This is a genomic window from Streptomyces sp. Act143 (genome assembly GCF_003143935.1).
Classification (GTDB): Bacteria; Actinomycetota; Actinomycetes; order Streptomycetales; family Streptomycetaceae; genus Streptomyces.
On the sequence record NZ_QFRX01000001.1, the window covers coordinates 1607401 to 1625753 of the forward strand.

The 18353-nt window shown below is 72.5% G+C and carries 16 protein-coding genes and 1 tRNA gene; 8 read left to right on the forward strand and 9 right to left on the reverse strand.

Annotated features, from left to right (window positions below):
* Together DI272_RS07135 and DI272_RS07140 are read right to left on the reverse strand one after the other, a co-directional pair.
* The gene (locus DI272_RS07135; protein WP_109494485.1) at positions 1-576 is read right to left on the reverse strand and encodes an RNA polymerase sigma factor; all 576 of its coding nucleotides are present in this window, start codon (positions 574-576) and stop codon (positions 1-3) included.
* 59 nt (positions 577-635) lie between these two features.
* Positions 636-2066 carry a S8/S53 family peptidase gene (locus DI272_RS07140; RefSeq protein ID WP_109494486.1) on the reverse strand — a complete coding sequence of 477 codons (1431 nt, stop codon included), beginning with the start codon at positions 2064-2066 and terminating at the stop codon, positions 636-638.
* A 148-nt stretch (positions 2067-2214) separates the two neighbouring features.
* Between DI272_RS07140 and DI272_RS07145 the strand changes: the two genes are divergently transcribed.
* Entirely contained in the window at positions 2215-4782 is a 2568-nt protein-coding gene (locus DI272_RS07145; protein ID WP_109500721.1) for a CHAT domain-containing protein, read from the forward strand.
* A gap of 78 nt (positions 4783-4860) precedes the next feature.
* On the opposite strand, the gene DI272_RS07150 is transcribed toward DI272_RS07145, so the two are convergent.
* Entirely contained in the window at positions 4861-6783 is a 1923-nt protein-coding gene (locus DI272_RS07150) for a LuxR C-terminal-related transcriptional regulator (RefSeq protein WP_109494488.1), read from the reverse strand.
* A 97-nt stretch (positions 6784-6880) separates the two neighbouring features.
* Between DI272_RS07150 and DI272_RS07155 the strand changes: the two genes are divergently transcribed.
* The 4 genes from DI272_RS07155 (at position 6881) to DI272_RS07170 (ending at position 9178) form a co-directional block, all read left to right on the forward strand.
* Complete coding sequence (locus DI272_RS07155; protein WP_109494490.1) at positions 6881-7966, forward strand: M12 family metallopeptidase; 1086 nt, start codon at positions 6881-6883, stop codon at positions 7964-7966.
* 157 nt (positions 7967-8123) lie between these two features.
* A complete protein-coding gene (locus DI272_RS07160) occupies positions 8124-8372 on the forward strand; it encodes a hypothetical protein (protein WP_109494491.1) in 249 nt (82 codons plus the stop codon).
* 66 nt (positions 8373-8438) lie between these two features.
* Entirely contained in the window at positions 8439-8813 is a 375-nt protein-coding gene (locus tag DI272_RS07165) for a hypothetical protein (protein ID WP_109494493.1), read from the forward strand.
* Positions 8814-8890: 77 nt separating this feature from the next.
* On the forward strand, positions 8891-9178 hold the full coding sequence (locus tag DI272_RS07170) for a DUF1905 domain-containing protein (RefSeq protein ID WP_109494495.1): 288 nt from the start codon (positions 8891-8893) through the stop codon (positions 9176-9178).
* A 50-nt stretch (positions 9179-9228) separates the two neighbouring features.
* On the opposite strand, the gene DI272_RS07175 is transcribed toward DI272_RS07170, so the two are convergent.
* Positions 9229-10092: an LLM class flavin-dependent oxidoreductase gene (locus DI272_RS07175; protein WP_109494497.1), complete on the reverse strand. Its 864-nt coding sequence runs from the start codon at positions 10090-10092 to the stop codon at positions 9229-9231.
* Positions 10093-10314: 222 nt separating this feature from the next.
* On the opposite strand from DI272_RS07175, the gene DI272_RS07180 reads away from it, so the two are divergent.
* Both DI272_RS07180 and DI272_RS07185 read left to right on the forward strand, forming a co-directional pair.
* Complete coding sequence (locus DI272_RS07180; RefSeq protein ID WP_109494499.1) at positions 10315-11430, forward strand: chitinase; 1116 nt, start codon at positions 10315-10317, stop codon at positions 11428-11430.
* A 15-nt stretch (positions 11431-11445) separates the two neighbouring features.
* A complete protein-coding gene (locus tag DI272_RS07185; RefSeq protein WP_109494501.1) occupies positions 11446-12204 on the forward strand; it encodes an NPP1 family protein in 759 nt (252 codons plus the stop codon).
* A gap of 65 nt (positions 12205-12269) precedes the next feature.
* Here the strand turns inward: DI272_RS07185 and DI272_RS07190 are convergent.
* Positions 12270-12343 (reverse strand) — tRNA-Pro (locus DI272_RS07190).
* 81 nt (positions 12344-12424) lie between these two features.
* Positions 12425-13852 (reverse strand): MFS transporter, encoded by a 1428-nt coding sequence (locus DI272_RS07195; protein ID WP_109494503.1) that lies wholly within the window; start codon positions 13850-13852, stop codon positions 12425-12427.
* 183 nt (positions 13853-14035) lie between these two features.
* Here DI272_RS07195 and DI272_RS07200 point away from each other — a divergent pair, with 183 nt between their 5' ends.
* Complete coding sequence (locus DI272_RS07200) at positions 14036-14620, forward strand: TetR/AcrR family transcriptional regulator (protein WP_109494505.1); 585 nt, start codon at positions 14036-14038, stop codon at positions 14618-14620.
* Between the two features lie 69 nt (positions 14621-14689).
* Here DI272_RS07200 and DI272_RS07205 read toward each other — a convergent pair whose 3' ends face one another.
* From DI272_RS07205 to DI272_RS07215, 3 genes are read right to left on the reverse strand one after another with little or no spacing between them, the layout of a single operon-like run.
* The gene (locus tag DI272_RS07205; RefSeq protein WP_109494507.1) at positions 14690-15733 is read right to left on the reverse strand and encodes an Ldh family oxidoreductase; all 1044 of its coding nucleotides are present in this window, start codon (positions 15731-15733) and stop codon (positions 14690-14692) included.
* A gap of 9 nt (positions 15734-15742) precedes the next feature.
* Complete coding sequence (locus DI272_RS07210; RefSeq protein WP_109494509.1) at positions 15743-17452, reverse strand: thiamine pyrophosphate-dependent enzyme; 1710 nt, start codon at positions 17450-17452, stop codon at positions 15743-15745.
* A gap of 13 nt (positions 17453-17465) precedes the next feature.
* The gene (locus DI272_RS07215; protein ID WP_109494511.1) at positions 17466-18326 is read right to left on the reverse strand and encodes an amidohydrolase; all 861 of its coding nucleotides are present in this window, start codon (positions 18324-18326) and stop codon (positions 17466-17468) included.
* Positions 18327-18353 lie beyond the last annotated feature (27 nt).

Here is an 18353-nt window from a genome sequence, read left to right on the forward strand (position 1 = left end):
TCACACCGCCCCCCGCGCTTCGAGCCGGGCCCGCAGCCGGCGCAGACAGCGCTGACGCAGCGGTCCGATGCTGCCCACGGCGATGCCCAGCGCGGCGGACACCTCCTGGTAACTGGGCGGCGGCGAGGCCATCAGGATGCGCAGCAACTGCCTGCACCGCTCGCCGAGTTCCTCGAACTCCTGCCACAGGTGCCGGATGCGTTCGCTCTCCGCGGCCGCCTCCTCGGAGTCGAGGAAGGTCTGCTCCGGCGTGCGGTCCTCGCTGACCCGGTCGAGCAGCTGCGGATCGTCGGTGGGGGTCAGTCGCCTCAAGCTCTTGAGGACCTTCAGGCACTCGTGCCGTGCGGTGCTGGCCAGCCACGAGCCCGCCTTCTGCGGTTCCCGGATCCGGCCGAGGTGCTGGGCGAATCGGAACCACACCGTCTGGTACACCTCGTGCGCGTCGGCGTCGCTCAGCCGGTGCGCCCGCACGACGGACCACACCAGTGGGCTCAGCCCTTCCACGAGCGCCTTCCAGGCCGCCGCGTCGCCGTCGACGGCGGACTGGACCAGCGCGCCGACATCTGCTCGGTCCACGGCCCCACCCCTCGTGTACGGCAAGTCATCGTACGCCGTGGAGGGGGCGAGTTCGGCCCTCATGCCCCAGGAGAGAGCTGTACGACCGTCCCCTGACGCCAGGTGGGCGGTATGAGCGCCGGGACGTGCGCCCCGCGTACTTCCGCGAACTCGGTGTTGGCCGCGAGCAGTTGCCGGCCCGCGGCGCGCGGGTCGGTCTCCTTGTGGGCGGTCATGTGGGCGGCGACCAGCCCGGCGGCGGCCGGGGTGGCGAAGGAGGTGCCGCTCCAGTGCGCGTACCCGTCGAACATCACCTGGTCGGGCTTGGGGGTGCCGCCGTCGTCGCTCAACACGCCGTTGTGACGCGGGTGTTGGCAGGTGCAGAGGTAGGTGAAGTTGAAGCGGCAGGCGTCGTAGGTGGAGTGCTGGTACACGTACGGCACGGGGGCGTCGAAGCCGGTGAGAGTGCTGGTGAGGCGCTCGCCGGGGGCGTAGGCGTCGACCCAGGAGCCGTGGTTGCTGAAGCAGGCGCCGTGGTCGCCGTCGGTGCGCAGGGCGCCGATCGACAGGACGCTGTCCGCGTAGTCGGGCAGGGCGGCGTAGGCGGCGGGCCAGAAGGGCGTCGCGCTGGCGTTGTTGCCGGCCGCGGCGACCAGCAGGGTGTGCTGCTGCCGCAGTTCCTGCATGAAGGCGTCCAGGCCGAGCAGGCCGTCGGTGCTGCCGTTGGAGGTGCCGGCGGAGAGGCTGATGATGTCGGGCCAGCCGTCCCGGTCGACGGCGGCGAACAGGGCGTCGCCGAAGTCGGATTCGAGGATCGCGCCGGCGTCGTTGAGGGTGTTGCGCACGGTGATGTTCGTGTTGGGGGCGACGGACGCGAGGATGCCCGCGATGAACGTGCCGTGACCGACGTAGATCTTGAGGTTGCCCTGGTCGTCGGTCTCGGTGCCGTGCGGGTCGCCCTGGACGTGCGCGAGCAGCGGGACCAGGGTGTGGTCGTGGGTGAGGCCGTTGTCGATGACCAGGACACGGACGGCGGTGTCCTGGTCGTACCCGGCCTCCGCGGGGGCCGGGTTGGTGCCGCCGGTGAGCGGGGCGGGCACCGGCTCGTCGCCGGGGCAGGAGTTGACCGCGATGGACACCACGTGGTTGCGGCTGACCAGCCGGCGTCCGGCGCGGCCCTCCGGCTCCCGCATGGCGCGCAGGGCGTTCGCGACGGCCCGGTCGGCGCGGCGGTCGCCGTGGCCGGGGTCGCCGACCTGGATACGGGTGATGCCCGAGCGGTTGGTCTGCGGGCTCGCGCGGCGCACCTGGTCGCCGCTGAGGCCGGTCGCCGCGGTGAAGTGGTCGCGGACCGTGTTCTCGACGAGGGCCGCCTCCTCACCGTCCCGGGCGAGGACCACACCTTTCTCGTAGATGAACTCGGCCGCGTCGTCCGGTCCCATCGCGAGGGGGACGTCGGGCATCGATCGCTGGATCTGCTCGAACTGCTCCGGGAATCGCTGAGGTGCCATGGCGTGTCCTCCCACTTGAGCGGTGGTCGTCAGTCAGAGTCTCGGAGCCGCTGATTGATACAGCTCCGAACCGGTGTCGCACACGACCCGGAGCACTACCATCCGTGGAGTGACAGCGGGAAGCGACACGGTTCTCGAACTGCTGCCCATGGTGTTCGCCGCGCCCCGGCAGGCGCTGGCGAGGGCAGAGGAAGTAATCGGCTCCGATCCCTCACCGCTGCATGCCTCCGTGGCCCATCAGGTGATCGGCATCTGGCAGCGCGACTGGGGCGACATGAAGCTCGCGCTGCACCATCTGCGCCGCGCCCGCGATCTCGCCGTGCGCGCCGAGTCGGCCGACCGGGAGGCGGATGTCCTGGCCGCGCTCGGCGTGGCGCTGGTGACCGCGGGGCGTACCCGGCAGGGCCTGGACGCGCTGGAGCGCGGGGTCTCGGTGAGCAGTGGGCACACCCGCGCGCGCGTGCTCTTCCGGCGGGCCTACGCCTCCTGGGTGCTCGGCCGGCACCGGGAGGCCCTGGAGGACGTGCGCCGGGCGATTCCCGTGCTGCGGCAGATGGACGACGTGATCTGGACGGCGCGGGCGCTGACGCTGCGCGCGACCGTGCACCTGGCGGTCGGTGCGGTGGAGCGGGCCGAGGCCGACTTCGCGGCGGCGGAGACGCTGTTCGACACCACGGGCCAGGAGCACGACAAGGCGGACGGGGTGGAGAGCCGGGGGCTCGCCGCGTTCCGGTCCGGTGACGTCCCGGCCGCGCTGCGGCTGTTCGACGAGGCCGGGGAGCGGTACGCCAAGCTCGGCACGCCGTCGTTCATGCTCTACATCCGGCGCTGCGAGGTGCTGATGGCGGCCGGGCTCGCGCCGGAGGCGCTGGCGGAGGCGGACGCGGCGATCGCCGTGCTCGACGGGATCGGCGGGCAGTCCACCCTCAAGGCCGAGTTGCTGCTGGCCGCGGCGCGGGCGGCCCGGCGGACGGGTGATCCGCACACCGCGATCGCGCGCGCGGCACTCGCGGTGCGGCTGTTCGCCGCGCAGCGGCGGCCCTGGTGGGAGGCGCACGCCCGGCTGGTGCTGGTCGAGGCGCGGCTCGCGGCGGGACGCGGGTCGGGGCGGCTGGTGGCCGACGCGGCCGAGGTCGCCGAGCGGCTGGCCGGGTTCGGCGCGCCGGCCGCGCCGGAGGCCTCGCTGCTGGCGGGGCGGATCGCGCTGGGCCTTGGCTGGACGGCGGACGCCGAGCGGCATCTGGCCGTGGCCGCCCGCAGCCGGCGCAGCGGTCCTCCGCTGGCGCGGATGACGGGCTGGGCGGCGCAGGCGCTGCGGGCCCGGGCCGCCGGGTCGCAGCGGGGCGTGCTGGAGGCGTGCCGACGTGGTCTGGACGTGCTCGACGACCATCGGATGACGCTGGGGGCCTCGGAGTTGCGCGCCCGGGCCACCGAACAGGGTGCGGAACTGGCCGCGTTGGCGCAGCGGGCGAGTCTGGACTCCGGCAGCCCGCGCCGGTTGCTGGTGTGGAGCGAGCGCTGGCGGGCGACCGCGCTGGCGGCGCCGCCGACCCGTCCGCCCGCCGATCCGGCGCTGCTGGGCGATCTGACGGCGTTCCGGGAGATCGCGGCCCGCGCGGAGGCGGCCCGCATGGAGGGCCGTCCCCTGCCGGTCCTGGAGCGTGAACAGCGGCGTCTGGAGCGGGAGATCCGCGCCCGGACCCTGCACATCCGCGGGGACGCGCCCGGTATCGGCAGCCGCTTCGACCCGGGCGGGCTGCTGGAGCGGCTCGGGGACGACGTCCTGCTGGTCGAACTCGCCGTGCTAGACGGGCGGGTTCAGGTGCTGTTGTGCGGGCAGGGGCGGGTGCGGCGGTTCGAGGCGGGGCTGCTCGCGGCGGCGGAGACCGAGGCGGAGCATGTGCAGGCCGGGCTGCGGCGGCTGGCCCATCCCGGGGCGGAGGCACGTCTTCCGGTGGTGGAGGCCATGGGCCGCCGTCTGGAGGAGCTGCTGCTCGGCCCGGCGGCGGCGCAGCTGGGCTCCGGTCCGGTCGTGGTGGTGCCGCCGGGGCGTCTGCACCGGGTGCCGTGGGCGCTGCTGCCGTCGCTGCGGGAGCGGGTGCTCAGCGTGTCGCCGTCGGCGAGCAGCTGGCTGCGGGCCCGCGGGACCGAGCCGCCGCCGGGTGGACGCCATGTGCTGGTCCGGGGGCCGGGGTTGGCGACCGAGGGCGCCGAGGTACCCGAACTGGCGCGCCGGTACGGCGGGTCGACCGTGCTGGAGGAGGACGAGGCGCGGGTGCCGCGGGTGTTGGCGGAGCTCGACGGGGCCGCGCTGGCGCACATCGCCGCGCACGGCACCTTCCGGGCGGACAGTCCGCTGTTCTCGTCGTTGCGGATGGCCGACGGGCCGATCGTCGTGCACGACTTCGAGCGGCTGGCCCGCAGCCCGTACCGGATCATCCTGTCCTGCTGCGACACCGCCCGGTTCGCGTCCGTCGGCGCGGACGAGCTGCTCGGTCTGGTCACCGCGCTGCTGCCGCTCGGCACGGCGGGTGTGGTGGCGTGCACCGCGCCGGTCAACGACGCGGCGGTGGTGCCGCTGATGCTGGCGCTGCACAAGGCGTTGAGCAGCGGGCTGTCCCTGGCGGAGGCATTGCGCGACGCGCGGGCGGCGCTGCCGGGTGACGCCACGCACCAGGCGACGGGGTGGGCGTTCTCGGCGTTCGGCGCCGCGTGAGAGCCGCTGTGGCGGGTGGGGCGGCGGCCTGACCCCTCCCCCGATCACGGGGGTCAGACCGCCGGTCGGTGGGCCGGCTCAGGCCGGCTGTGCGGCGGGCAGTTCCACCAGCCACGGCAGCGCGCCGCGGTCGCTGGCGCCGAGGCGGGCGTACGCGCTGTAGAGGTGGTTGCCGACGGTGCGGATCGACAGCGTCAGCTTCTCCGCGATCTGCCGGTTGCTGAGTCCGGCGGCGGCGAGCGTGACGATCTGCCGCTGGCGGGCGGTGAGTTCGCCGAGGACCAGCCCGGACAGGGCCGGGGTGCGGGCGCCCTGGCAGCGGCGGGCGAGGGCGACGGCACGGGTGCGCGAGGTCCGGGCGGCACGCGGGTCGCGGTGGGCGCGGACCGCCTGCGCATGTGCCTCGGCGGCGAACAGCAGGAACCCGCGCTCCTCCAGCCGCTCGGCCGCCCGGTCCAGCGCGGGGCCGTCGTTGCGGGCGAGGGCGTCGGCGTGCTGCGCGAACACGTCGTCACCGGGCAGCCGCCGACTCGCCCGCCCGGGCGACCCCAGCCGTACGGCGTCGTAGGCACCGTCGCCGACGGCGGCCAGCGCGGCGTCAAGGTCCCCGCGCGCGGCGGCCAGCCAGACGGCGGCACGGGCGTCGGGGACGGTGCCGACGGCGGTGTGGGCGGGGTGGGCGTCGGCGTCAGGGTCACCGTCGAGGCGCGCCGCGCAGGAGTCGGCGTCGCTGCCGCCGTCCAGGCCGGTCTCCTCGCCGGAGCTTTTCGCGCGGGCGCTTGCTTCGCATCCGGTCGGCTCGCCCGACTGCGCGGCTGCCAGGGCGAGTTCGGCACGGCAGGCCGGGTCGCCGGCCGTTTCCCGCAGTCCCTCCCTCGCCCAGGCCGCCGCCTCCCGCAGCTCTCCGCGCAGCCGTGCGAACCGCGCCCGTACGGCCGCGTACCGGGCCGGGACGGGCCGGCCTTCCGCCACCAGCCACTCCCCCACCGGCGCGTCCGTGGTCCGTACGTCGGCCCGCTCGATCCTGTCCGCCAGCGCCGCGGCCTCGGCGGCCAGCGCCGCCGCGCACTGCTCGGGCCGACGGGCCAGTCGCCTCGCCCGCAGCCGGCCGGCCGCGGCCCGCAGCACCGGGCCGTGCAGCGGGTGGGCGAGGCGTACGGCCCCGTCGTCGTCGACGCGCACCAGGCCGTCGGCTTCGAGGCGTTCGAGGGCGTCCAGGTCCAGGTCGTCCATCGCCAGCGGCAACGGCTCGGCGAACGCGAGGAGTTCGAGCGTCCCGCGGTCGGCGCCCTCCAGGACCCGTGCCGCCTGCTCCCGCACGGTCGCCGTCACCGGCACCGGCCCCCGCCATGCCCAGTCGTCCGTCCCGGGCAGCCGGGTGAGCAGCCCGCCCTCCCGGACCGCGCCGAGCAGATCGCGCAGCAGCCGCAGGTCTCCGCGGCACAGCCGGTGCAGCCGCTGGACGGTGAGCGGCTCCGGACCGCCGCCCACGCCGGCCGCGGCGAGCTGGGCCGTCTCCTCCTGCGGCAGCGGTTCCAGCACCAGGCGGGGCAGCAGCTCGCCGGTCCACAGCCGGGAGACGGCGGAGGGCACCGAGTCGCCGTCGGTGGCGACGACCAGCAGCCGGGTGCGGCCGTGCACGGCGAGCTGGTGGACGAGCGCGGCCGAGGCGTCGTCGAGCCACTGCGCGTCGTCGACCATCAGCAGCCGGACGGTGGAGAGGAGTTGGACCGCCCGGTGCAGGGACACCGCCTCGGGCAGCAGATGGGCGAAGGCGGCGAACGGGATGTGACGGGTCTCCGGCGTCCCGGCGACCCTGGCGCAGTCGGTGCCGCGGACGGCCTCCGTCACGAGCCGGGTCTTGCCGCACCCCGCCGGACCGGTCACCACGATGCCGTGGTGACCGGCCGACGACGACCGGCGGATCAGCTCGATCTCGTCCTCCCGGCCGGTGAACGGCCAGGGCAGCTCCAGGGTTTTCGCGTCCCGTTCGAAAGTCATCACACCTACATGAGCGCGAGTACTCACGCTTGATACACAGGGACTTGAGTAGCCCTCGACTCAGGCGTCCGCGGACGGCCGACGGCACTCTTGGCGCATGGCTTCCCGCTACTGCTCCCTCGCGCAGCAGTCGGCCCCCGTCTTCACACCGGGACTGACCGCCGAGCGGCTGAGCGCGCTCATCGGCGGGAGCCGGATGTGGGTGAACAACACCGTCCTGCACTACTGCTTCTTCGACGGCGAGTCGGACGCCTCGGTGATCGCGGTGCCCGGCAGCGGGGCGACCCGACGGGTGTCGTGGGTCGGCGCGGAGGAGCAGCGGGACGTCGTACGGGAGTGCTTCACGCAGTGGCAGGACCTCGGCATCGGGGTCACGTTCACCGAGGTCGGCGACCGGTCCGAGGCGGAGCTGCGGATCGGGTTCCAGCTCGGCGACGGCTCGTGGTCGACCGTGGGCAAGGACGCGCTCCAGGTCGGACTGCACGAGCGCACCATGAACTTCGGGTGGGACCTCACCGCGCCGGGGGAGCGCGGGACGGCCCTGCACGAGATCGGGCACGCGCTCGGCATGCACCACGAGCACCAGAACCCGTTCGCCGGCATCCACTGGGACGACGAGGCCGTCTACGCCGAGCTGTCGGGTCCGCCGAACTTCTGGACCCGGGACAAGACGTTCTTCAACATCCTGCGCAAGCTCGACCCCAGCGAGGTGAGCGGCTCCGCCTGGGACCCTCAGTCGATCATGGAGTTTCCGTTCTCGGCGGGGCTGATCCTGGAGCCGGAGCAGTTCCGTGCGGGGCTGGCCCCGCCGGGTACGCTCTCGCCCTCCGACAAGGAGTTCGTCCAGCGCTGGTACCCGTCGGCCGGTCCCACACTGCCGCCCGCGCTGGTGCCGTTCCGCTCGGCGCCGCTCGGTCTCGGACCGGGCGGGCAGGCCGACTTCACCGTCCTGCCGCCGGAGACCCGCGAGTACAGCGTGGGCACCTTCGGCGACAGCGACACCGTGGTCGTGGTCTTCGAGGAGCGGGACGGGGAACCCCGCTACCTCGCCGGCCAGGACGACGGCGGAACACCGCACAACGCCACCGTCAGGGCCCGTCTCGTCAAGGGCCGCCGCTACTTCGTCCGTGTGCGCCTGTACTCCGCGTGGGGTTCGGGGGAAACCGCGGTCATGTGCTGGTGACAGCACGTACGGGCCGCACACGGGCGAGGCTGGACCACTGTCCGGCGCCGGGGGAATGGCCGGTCGATCGTCGCCTTCGGGGGAGGGAGACGATCGGCCGGCCACGCGGTGTGGCACGGGCCTCGCGACGAGCGGCGGTCGCGGCTACGATCCGCTCATGTTTGCGACGGAAGGCAGCACGGTCCCGGAGCTGGAGCACCATCTCCGGCTGTTCCTCTGGCTGTTGCCGATCACCGCGGTGCTGTGCGCCGCCTTCTGTGTCTCGTCCCTCGGCGCGATGCGACGGTCGCGTGCCGCCGGGGAGGCTCAAGTGGCCACGGCCAAGGGCCGGAACGCGACGGCGACCGCGCTGCTCGCCGCGTTTCTGGCGGCGGCCTGGGGCGCCGCCGCTCTGCTGATCCGGTAGCGGGCGACCGCCCGGCGTCACCCTACGGCCGTACCGTGGCCCGGGCCACGGCGGAGGAGACTGCACATGATCAACGGTTACGTCCTCGGCGAGAGCCTGCGCCCCGGCGCGGAGTTCGCCCCGCCCGGCCTCCGCGTCCGTGCCGTGCGCCGGATGGATGTCTCGGAGAGTGCCGCGGCCGGTCAGCCCCCGCTGTGGACCCTCGTCGAGTGGGAGGCCGACGACGATGCCGACGTCACCGTGATCGCCGACGCGCTCGCCGGGGTGCTGGAGCCGGAGTGCGGGTGGTACGCCGACTTCACCGCCGGTGACGAGTGCCTGGTCGTCTTCGCCGGAAAGGTGTTCCGGTACCGGCGCGGCGATCCGCACGGCCGTGCCGAGGCGGTGGCGTACGGCCGGTCCGTGGGCACTCCGGAGCATCAGCTCGACTGGCGGGAGTGATCCCGTCGCCGTTCGCGGGTTCGTCGTCGGCGATCCACTCGTAGGCTGGAGCCCTCTCGTCAGGAGGCACAGTCCCCATGCAGCTCGTCTTCACCGGCCAGGTCATCGAGTGGCGCGGCCCCGCGCCGTACTACTTCGTGCCCGTGCCGGACGAGGAGTCCGCCGACATCCAGGAGGTGGCCGCGCAGGCCAGCTACGGCTGGGGTGTCGTCCCGGTCGAGGCCCGGATCGGCGGGACCGCGTTCACGACCTCGCTCTTCCCCAAGGACGGCCGCTATCTGCTGCCGCTCAAGGCCGCTGTGCGCAGACCGCGGGACATCTCGACCGGTGACGACGTGTCGGTGGAACTGACCGTCCTGCTGTGACCGCGGCGCCGGGCCGCCACCGGCTCACCGCCCGGTCGTGTACCGCCGGTTCAGGCGATCGCCTCGGCCAGCAGGTCGATCTGGTCGAGCCCTGACCCCGTGGGCACGAAGATGAGCTCGTCGCAGCCCGCCGCCTCGAACGCGGCGACATAGGAGGCGGCCATCTCCGCGCTCACCGCGGCGCTCCCCGCGACCTGCTGGGCGAAGTCGCCGAGGAAACCGTAGTAGTCGAGCAGATAGCCGTCGGCCTGGGCGCGGGCGTCGGGGCCGAGGCCGAAGTAGGCCAGGGACAGCTTGCGCGGCGATCCCGACCGGCCCGCCTTCTGCCAGGCCGCGTCGACGCCGGCCGCGGCCTCGGCGAACATCTCCGGCGTGCCGCCGCCCATGATCCAGCCGTCTGCGAACTCGGCGACCCGCCGGAAACTGGCCTCCGCCGAGCCGCCCAGGATCAGCTCGGGGCCGCCTTCGCGCACGGGCCGCGGCCCGATCGCTCCGGCGAATCCGCGCTCCTCCCCCGCCCACACGCGCTTCAACTCGCCGAGCTGCTCCTCCAGTCGGCGCCCCTTGCCCTTCGTGGACAGCCCGCTGGCCTCGAAGTCGTCGTCGCGTCCGCCCAGACCGAGGCCCAGGACGAACCGGCCCCCCGATATGCGTTCCAGCGAGGCCGCCTGCTTCGCGAGCAGCGCGGGGTTGGTGTACAGCGGCGAGAGCAGCACGCTGGTCGTCAGCCGGATGCGGCTGGTCACCGCGGCGGCGGCCGTCAGGGCGATCAGCTCCTCGTAACCGCCGTACACCAGGCGCCCGATGGTGCCGAGGGTGCTGAATCCGGCGTCCTCCGCGCGCCTCGCCCAGTCGAGGAGGGTCTGTGCCTCGGTGCCGGGCACCGTGTTGGGAAGGCCGATCCCGATGTCCATCCGCGCTCCGTTCCGTGCATAGGGAACTCACAGTCCCCGCCATCATGCATCCCATCGGAGCGTTGCGGGCGGGGCATGGGTGACGACACGCTGACAACTCCCTTCCCTCACGGCTTACTTCACCCCTTGACGGTACTGGTCCAGACCTTTAGGTTCCGGGTCAGCAACGCACCGTGTGACGCCCGCCCACCCCCCGACACCCCCCTCAGGAGCGTCTCCACCATGCCCCTTCCCTCTCGCGTCGGCCGGTTCTCCTCCCTGGCCGCGTTGTTCGCCGTCCTCACCGCGCTGCTCACCGTGACCCCCGCGCACGCCGCCAGCGGCTCGATCTCCGGCCTCGCCGGCAAGTGCGTCGACGTGGCGGGCGCGAGCACCGCGAACGGCACCGCCGTACAGCTCTACGACTGCAACGGCACCGGCGCCCAGATCTGGTCCAACTCCGGTGACGGCACGCTCCGGGCGCTCGGCAAGTGTCTGGACGTCGTCGACCGCAGCACCGCCGACGGCGCGGCGGTTCAGCTGTGGGACTGCTCCGGCGGCGCCAACCAGCAGTGGGTGGTGACCGCGGCGCGCGACATCGTCAACCCGGCCGCGGACAAGTGCCTGGACGTCCGGGACAACAACAGCGCCAACGGCACCCGGTTGCAGATCTGGACCTGCGCCGGGACGGCCAACCAGAAGTGGAACGCCCCCGCGAGCGGCGGCGCCGGCACCCCGTCCGGGTTCGTCGTCTCCGAGGCGCAGTTCAACCAGATGTTCCCGAACCGGAATTCCTTCTACACCTACAGCGGCCTCGTCGCGGCGCTCAGCTCCTACCCCGGCTTCGCGACCACCGGCAGCGACACGGTGAAGAAGCAGGAGGCCGCCGCCTTCCTCGCCAACGTCAACCACGAGACGGGCGGGCTGGTCCACATCGTCGAGCAGAACACCGCCAACTACCCCACCTACTGCGACTGGAGCAAGCCGTACGGCTGCCCGGCCGGCCAGGCCGCGTACTACGGCCGCGGCCCGATCCAGCTCAGCTGGAACTTCAACTACAAGGCGGCCGGGGACGCGTTGGGCCTGGATCTGCTCAACAACCCCTGGCTGGTGCAGAACGACGCGTCCGTGGCCTGGCGGACCGGCCTGTGGTACTGGAACACCCAGACCGGTCCCGGCACCATGACCCCGCACAACGCCATGGTCGACCAGGCCGGTTTCGGGCAGACGATCCGCAGCATCAACGGCTCCCTGGAGTGCGACGGCAAGAACCCGGCCCAGGTGCAGAGCCGCGTCGACGCCTACAACCGGTTCACCTCCCTCCTCGGCGTCTCGCCGGGCGGCAACCTCTACTGCTGACAAGGAGCCCCTGCCGTGCCCAAGTTGAGATCGTTCGCCACGGCGTTCCTCGGTGCGCTGGCCCTGGTCGTGGCCGCCCCGCTGTCCGCCCGCGCCGACGTCCTGACCCTGCTCCCCCAGAACGCCGACGGCCTGGAACAGACCTTCTCCCCCGCCTACGACTACGACGGCGACGGCTGCTACGCCACCGCCGCGATCGGCGCCGACGGCACCCTCAACCCCGGTCTGAAATTGGGGGGTGACGTCAACGGCCACTGCCACGACTACGCCCAGCTGGCCAATGCCAACACCTACTCACGGGCCAAGTGCAACAACGGCTGGTGCGCGGTGATGTACGCCAGTTACTTCGAGAAGGACCAGGCCACCCTGGGCCCGGCGGCCATCGGGCACCGGCACGACTGGGAGCACGTGGTGGTGTGGGTGTACGGCGACCAGGTCCAGTACGTGTCGGTGTCCCAGCACAGCGGCTACCAGGTGGCCGGCCGCTCGTCGGTCCGTTTCGACGGCACCCATCCGAAGATCGTCTACCACAAGGACGGTGTGTCCACCCACTGCTTCCGCTTCGCCACCGGCAACGACGAGCCGCCGGAGAACGTCACGGGCGGCTGGTTCTTCCCCCGCCTCGTCGGCTGGAACGGCTATCCGGCCGGTTACCGCGACAAGCTGCTGGGCGCCGACTTCGGATCGGCCACCCTCAAGATCGACGACGGCGACTTCCAGTACGCCCTCGGGCTGTCGAAGCCGTCCGGGATCGCCTTCGACCCGAACGCCTGAGACGACCCGGGGCGGATACGGAAGGGGCCCCGCGAGCTGTCGCCCGCGGGGCCCCTTCCCTGCCGTCGGGACGACAGGATTTGAACCTGCGACCCCTTGACCCCCAGTCAAGTGCGCTACCAAGCTGCGCCACGTCCCGGCCGCGCCCCGCACGGGTGTTCCGTGTGAACGCGCAGGTAAACCCTACCTCACACGTGCGGCCGGTCCGACTGGCGGGGCGTCAGCCCCGGGTGCCGACCGTCTCCACGGGTGCCGGGGCCGCCACGGTGACCCGGCGCGCGGCCCGTCCGACCGGGACGAGGAGCGCGGCCAGGGCCGCCCCGAGCAGCAGCAGCGCCAGCAGCGTGAAGCCGTGCGTGTACCCGGACTCGTACGGCAGACCGGAAGGCTGGAGGTGGCCGGTCACCAGGACGCTGGTGACGGCGGCGCCGATGGAGCCGCCGATGGTGCGGATGTTGGCGTTCATGCCGGTCGCGGCCCCCGTCTGGTCGGCCGGGACACTGCCCACGATCAGGTTCGCCATGGAGGCGAAGGCGAGGCCGATTCCGAGGCCGAACAGGCCGGCGACGAGGGCGACCTGCCACTGCTCGTCGTGCCACAGGGCGAGGAGGCCGACGGCCGCCGCACCGAGCGCGGCACCCGTCACCAGCAGCGTCTTCGCACCGAGCGCCGGCTCCAGACGGCCGCCGAGCACACCGGAGAGGAACATCGCCACCAGCATCGGCAGCATGAGCAGCCCGGCCCCGGTGACGCTCGCGCCGAAGCCGTACCCGGCCGCCGTCGGCGTCTGGACGAAGGCCGGCAGGAAGGACCACAGCGCGTACATGCCCGCGCCGAACAGCAGCGCCACGGTGTTCGTGGTCCACACGGCGGGCAGGCGCATCACCCGCAGGTCGATCAGCGGGGTGCGGGAGCGGGCCTCGGAGTACAGCCACAGCGCGAACAGGACGACGGCCAGGGCGAACAGGCCGAGGACACGGGCCGATCCCCAGCCCCAGCGGGTCGCCTGGCTGAGCGGCAGCAGCAGCGCGACGAGCCAGGCCGACAGCAGCACGGCACCGAGCCAGTTGACGCTGCCCTCGGCCCTGGTGCGCGACTCGGGCACGTACCGTACGGCGATCAGGGTGGCGACCGCGACGACGGCGACCGGGATCCAGAACAGCCAGCGGTAGTCGAGCGCGGACACGATCGGTCCGGCCGCGACGATGCCGACGCCACCGCCCGCGGCGATCACCGCGGACAGGTTGCTGATGCTGCCGCTGACCCGGGCCGGGGCGAACTCGTCCCGGATGATGCCGAAGGAGAGCGGGAACAGGGCGCCGCCGACGCCCTGGACCACCCGGGCGATGATCAGGACGCCGATGTTCGGTGCCAGCGCGGCCAGCAGGCACCCGGCCCCCACTGTCGCCAGGACGGCGACGAGGGTGCGCTTCTTGCCGACCAGGTCGCCGACCCGGCCGAGGATCGGGGTGAAGATCGACGCGGACAGCAGATACGCGGTCATCACCCAGGTCGCGGTGGACTGCGAGGTGTGCAGCGCGTGCTGGACGGTCGGCAGGGCCGGGGCGATCAGCGACTGGAGCATGGCGAACACGCCGGCACCGGTCGCGAGGACCGCGAAGGTGAGGCGAGTGGAGTTGCGGGGCATGGAGAAGCCTCTCCGAGCACGGGGTGCGGCCGGAGCCTCTTGGGAAGCGGTCGCGCGAAGGACAAAGGACAGGGGAAGCACCTCGACTGTTAAAGTGGAGGTACGCCTCCACTCTATCGGAGGCACCCCTCCGCTTCAACCCGTAACGGAGGTGCACCTCCGCTTCGCCTTCGGGAGGCTTCCGTGACCACCCCGTCCTTCCCCGTCACCGAGCTGGTCGCGGCGCGCCGCCCCACCCGCAAGGACGCCGCCCGCAACTACGACGCGCTGCTGGCCGCCGCGCGGGAGGCGTTCGCCGAGCACGGGGCCGACGCGTCCCTGGAGGACGTCGCACGGCGCGCGGGGGTCGGCATCGGCACCCTGTACCGGAACTTCCCCACCCGGCGGCATCTCTTCGAGACCGTGTACGCGGACGACGTCAACGCGCTGTGCCGGCTGGCGGTGGAGGTGGCGGACCGGGAGCCCTGGGAGGCGCTGACGGTCTGGCTCGACCGGTTCGCCGGCTACATGGTGACCAAGCGGGCGGTGCGTGAGGCCCTCGACGGCGAGTCGGAGGTCTTCGCCGCGTGCCGGGAGTCGATGTACGCCGCGGGCGGCCCCCTGTTCGCGCGGGCCCAGGAGGCGGGCGAGGCGCGGCGGGACATGGAGTTCGGGGATCTGCTGCGGATGGTCGCGGGGATCATGGCCACCGCGTTCGAGGACGAGGCGCAGCGGGATCGGGTGCTGGCGATTGCGCTGGACGGCGTGCGCAAGGACCCGGGCGCCTGAGCGCTCGGGTCCTGCTCGCCGTTCGCGGGTGCGGGCCGTGGGGGCCGATCGCGCCCTCCCCCGCCCTTCTCAGGCGGGCACGGGCACTCCCAGTCGTTCAGCTCGCTCCGTCAACTCACGCCACACCTTCGGGGACACCGGGATGCCCCTCTCCCCTCGTTCCTCCGCCAGAGCCGCGCTGCGCTCCCCCGGGTAGTGGACGCCGTCGTCGCTCGGGAGGGTCTTCAGCGTTCCCAGCGTGGCGTCGACCGCCGCCACAAACGCGTCCTGGTCGCCGAAAGCCGCCGGATCGATCGCGATCAGCAGCGCGTTCTGGCGATGCTTCCGCCCCTTCGGGTCGTCCGAGTGGAAGGACGCGAAGATCGGGGCGCCCACCAGGACGCCGGTGAGGAGTTCGAAGGCCAGGGACATGCCCGAACCCTTCGCACCGCCCAGCGGCAGGGGCATGACCGCCAGTGCGGGGTCGGTCGTCGGGGTGCCGTCCTCCATGGCCGCAGCGCCCTCCGGGAGGGGGGTCCCGCTTGCCTTCGCCTGGCGGATCCTGCCCAGGGCGATGGTGGCGGTGGCCATGTCGAGGAGCAGCGGGGCGTGGGTGCGCGCCGGTACGGCGATCGCGAGCGGGCTCGTGGCCACCGCCGCGCCCTTGACGCCGGTGTAGCCCATGTTGGGCATGCCGGCCACGAATCCGAGGCCGACCAGGCCCTGTCCGGCGATCTTCGAGACGTAGTAGCCGATGGCGCCGGTGTGGACGGTCTCGCGTACGCCCACGGTGGCGATGCCGGTCGTACGGGCCCGCCGTGCCGCCTCTTCCGCCGCCGCGCTCAGGGCCACCGGGCCGGGGGCGCGGTCGGCGTGGAGGACTGCGGCGGCGGGCGTCGTCGACTCGACCCTGATCTCGGGAGCGGCGTTCGCGACGCCCTTGGCCAGCAGGTCCAGGTAGGCCGGGACGCGGGCGGTGCCGTGCGAGTCGACGCCGCGCCGGGCCGCCCAGACGAACACGTCGGCGGTGGTGCGGGCGTGCTCGGGGCTCAGGCCGCCCTTCACCAGGAGGGCGGCGGAGAAGGCGCGCAGGTCGTCGGCGGGGACGAGCACCTTCTGGGGGGTGGTGGACATGAGGATCTCCTAGCGAGTGACGAGGACGTCGACCACGGCCGTCGTGCCCCCGGCCACGGACTTGAGGGCGCGCTCCAGCGCCGGGGCGAGCGCGGCCGGGGTGTCGACGGTCTCGGCGTGCAGGCCGAACGGCTCGGCGAAGGACGCCAGTCGGGGCAGCCGGTGCAGATCGGTGCCGAGCCACTCCCCCGTCTCGGCGGCAGCGCCCTCGGGGTAGAAGCGGCGGTGGTTGAGGTTCATCGACTTGTAGACGCGGTTGTTGAACACCACGATCAGCAGCGGGAGTTCGTACGCCTTCGACGCGTCGTACGACGGGATGACCGGGTTGTAGGTGAACGCGCCGTCCCCGATCGTGAGGACCACCGGGCGGTCCCGGGCGGCGAGTTTGACTCCCAGCGCCACCGCGATGCCCTGGCCCAGTCCGCCCTGGACGTAGAAGTACGAGTCGGGGGCGTCGGTCTGGATGTGCCGCTTCACCACGCGGCTGTGGGTGATGGTCTCGTCGACGACGATCCCGTCGCGGCCGTCGAGGAGCTTGCGCAGGGTCGCGGCGACCAGCACCGGGTCGATGCCCTCCGCCTGACCGGCCTTCGCCTCGGCTGCTGCGATCGACGCCTGCTCGGCTGCCTGCCGTTCCTCCTGCGCCGCCCGGCGGCGCGCCAGCACCCCCTCGTCCAGATCCTTCGCCCGCTTGGTCAGCTGGCGCAGGGTCTGGGTGACGTTGCCCTCCAGGTACCGGTCCGCGAACAGGACTTGGTAGACCACGTGCGGGCGTTGCGGCACCTCGTCGATCACCACGACCTTCGCCTTCGCGGGGCGGCGCGACGGCGGGTAGAAGGGGGCGCGGCAGTTGACCAGGAGGATGAGGTCAGCCTCGTCCGTCCAGGGGCCGATGTCGCTGCCGGCGTGCAGCGGGTGGGTGCGCGGGAAGTTGCCGCACACCGCCGAGTCCGGCTCGACGACCGGGATGCCCCATGCCTCGGCGAAAGCGACGAGGGCCTCGAAGCCGCCTGCCTCACGAGCGGCGGTCTCGGTGACGACGACCGGGTTCTTCGCGTCCCTGATCAGCTGGGCGACCGGGTCGACCTCGTCCGGTGAGCTGTGCGTGGAGCCGGGCGGGACGACGGGCTTGGCCTCGCGGCCGTCCCAGTCCTCCAGCAGGATCTCCAGCGGGATGTTGAGGTACGCCGGTCCCGCCGGGGCCCGCCAGGACAGTTCCGCCGCCCGCGTGACCATCGTCGGGAGCGTGTGCACGCTCGCCGCCTCGGTGGCCCACTTGGTGAAGGGCTGGGCCACCTGGTGCGGGCCGCCCACGATGGACAGGTTGCGGTACCACTGGCCGCCCGGGTCCTGCCCGGGGCCGTCGCCGTACGTGGTCGACTCCGAGGAGCTGACCACCATCGGGACGCCCGCGAGCAGCGCCCCGTGGACCGCCATCGAGCCCTGGAGGAGTCCGGGGGCCGCGTGCAGCAGCACGCCCTGGGGGCGGCGCCTGAGCAGGCCGTAGCCGGTGGCCATGCCGACCGCGACCGTCTCGTGGGTGAGGTCGAGGTACGCGGGGCAGGGCAGCCCGTCCCGGTGGCGGCGGGCCAGGGACTCCCACACCGGGGCCCATTCGGACCCCGAGGAGCAGAAGAGGTAGTCGGCGCCGACGGCGTTGAAGGCGGAGACGAGAGCGTCGCCGCCGTCGGCGCCCGGGGAGGTGGTGGTGTCGGTCATCTCTCGCGCTTCCTCAGCCCTCGATCGGCCAGTTCAGGACCTCGGAGATACCGCGGCCCATGATCCATTCAAGTTCCTCGGGCGTGAAGTCCCAGTGCTTGGTGAACTGCTCGATCGTGTCGGTGTAGGTGATGCCGTGGCCGAGCAGGCGGGTGATGTCGGTGCCGTAGAAGCAGCGCTGCGGACCCATCCTGTCGACCATCTCGCGCACGTACTTCTGGATGTTGTTGTTGGGGAAGGGCTGGGTGGAGTAGCCGGGCAGCGCCGAGACCTTGACGTAGATGTTGGGATGGGCGGCCAGATCGGCGGTCTCCGAGACCCAGTAGCCGATGGCGTCGTCGACGCAGCGGGCCATGATGCCCATGTGGTCGATGATGATCTTCAGCTCGGGGTGCTTGGCGGCGATCTCACCGAGCTCACGCTTCCAGATCGGGGCGTGGACCATGGTGGGGATGCGCAGCTCCTCGGCGATCGGCCAGTACCAGTCGTTGGTGCCGTCGATCATCCAGTTGCGGTCGATGGGCCGGTGGAACGTCAGGCGCGTACCCTTCACGTGCGGGTTCTGCGCGAAGTCCGTCAGCATGGCCTTGCCCTCTTCGGGCTTGTTCTGCGGGATGCGGGCCATGATGCCGAAGCGGTCGGGGTGCGCCTCGCACGCCTCCAGGGCGTAGTCGATGCGGTCGCCCTCCCAGGACGGCGGCAGGATCAGCGCGCGGTTGACGCCGGCCTCGTCCATCAGCTCCAGGGCCTCCTCGTAGGAGAAGGGGTCCTCGCGGTGGCCGTTGAGGCGGATGCGCTCCCGTGCGCCGGGGACCCAGGGGCGGTCCGGGGTCTCTTCCAGCCAGATGTGGATCTGCGTGTCGACAACGAACATCGTCGGGCTCTTTCTCTTCGAAGGGAG

Excerpts from the sequence above, each read along its gene's own strand:
- DI272_RS07175 (WP_109494497.1), bottom strand. The coding sequence starts at position 10,092 with ATGGACATCGGGATCGGCCTTCCCAACACGGTGCCCGGCACCGAGGCA.
- DI272_RS07145 (WP_109500721.1), top strand. The coding sequence starts at position 2,215 with ATGGTGTTCGCCGCGCCCCGGCAGGCGCTGGCGAGGGCAGAGGAAGTA.
- DI272_RS07180 (WP_109494499.1), top strand. The coding sequence starts at position 10,315 with ATGCCCCTTCCCTCTCGCGTCGGCCGGTTCTCCTCCCTGGCCGCGTTG.
- DI272_RS07165 (WP_109494493.1), top strand. The coding sequence starts at position 8,439 with ATGATCAACGGTTACGTCCTCGGCGAGAGCCTGCGCCCCGGCGCGGAG.
- DI272_RS07210 (WP_109494509.1), bottom strand. The coding sequence starts at position 17,452 with ATGACCGACACCACCACCTCCCCGGGCGCCGACGGCGGCGACGCTCTC.
- DI272_RS07155 (WP_109494490.1), top strand. The coding sequence starts at position 6,881 with ATGGCTTCCCGCTACTGCTCCCTCGCGCAGCAGTCGGCCCCCGTCTTC.
- DI272_RS07160 (WP_109494491.1), top strand. The coding sequence starts at position 8,124 with ATGTTTGCGACGGAAGGCAGCACGGTCCCGGAGCTGGAGCACCATCTC.
- DI272_RS07195 (WP_109494503.1), bottom strand. The coding sequence starts at position 13,852 with ATGCCCCGCAACTCCACTCGCCTCACCTTCGCGGTCCTCGCGACCGGT.
- DI272_RS07215 (WP_109494511.1), bottom strand. The coding sequence starts at position 18,326 with ATGTTCGTTGTCGACACGCAGATCCACATCTGGCTGGAAGAGACCCCG.
- DI272_RS07150 (WP_109494488.1), bottom strand. The coding sequence starts at position 6,783 with ATGACTTTCGAACGGGACGCGAAAACCCTGGAGCTGCCCTGGCCGTTC.
- DI272_RS07205 (WP_109494507.1), bottom strand. The coding sequence starts at position 15,733 with ATGTCCACCACCCCCCAGAAGGTGCTCGTCCCCGCCGACGACCTGCGC.
- DI272_RS07170 (WP_109494495.1), top strand. The coding sequence starts at position 8,891 with ATGCAGCTCGTCTTCACCGGCCAGGTCATCGAGTGGCGCGGCCCCGCG.
- DI272_RS07140 (WP_109494486.1), bottom strand. The coding sequence starts at position 2,066 with ATGGCACCTCAGCGATTCCCGGAGCAGTTCGAGCAGATCCAGCGATCG.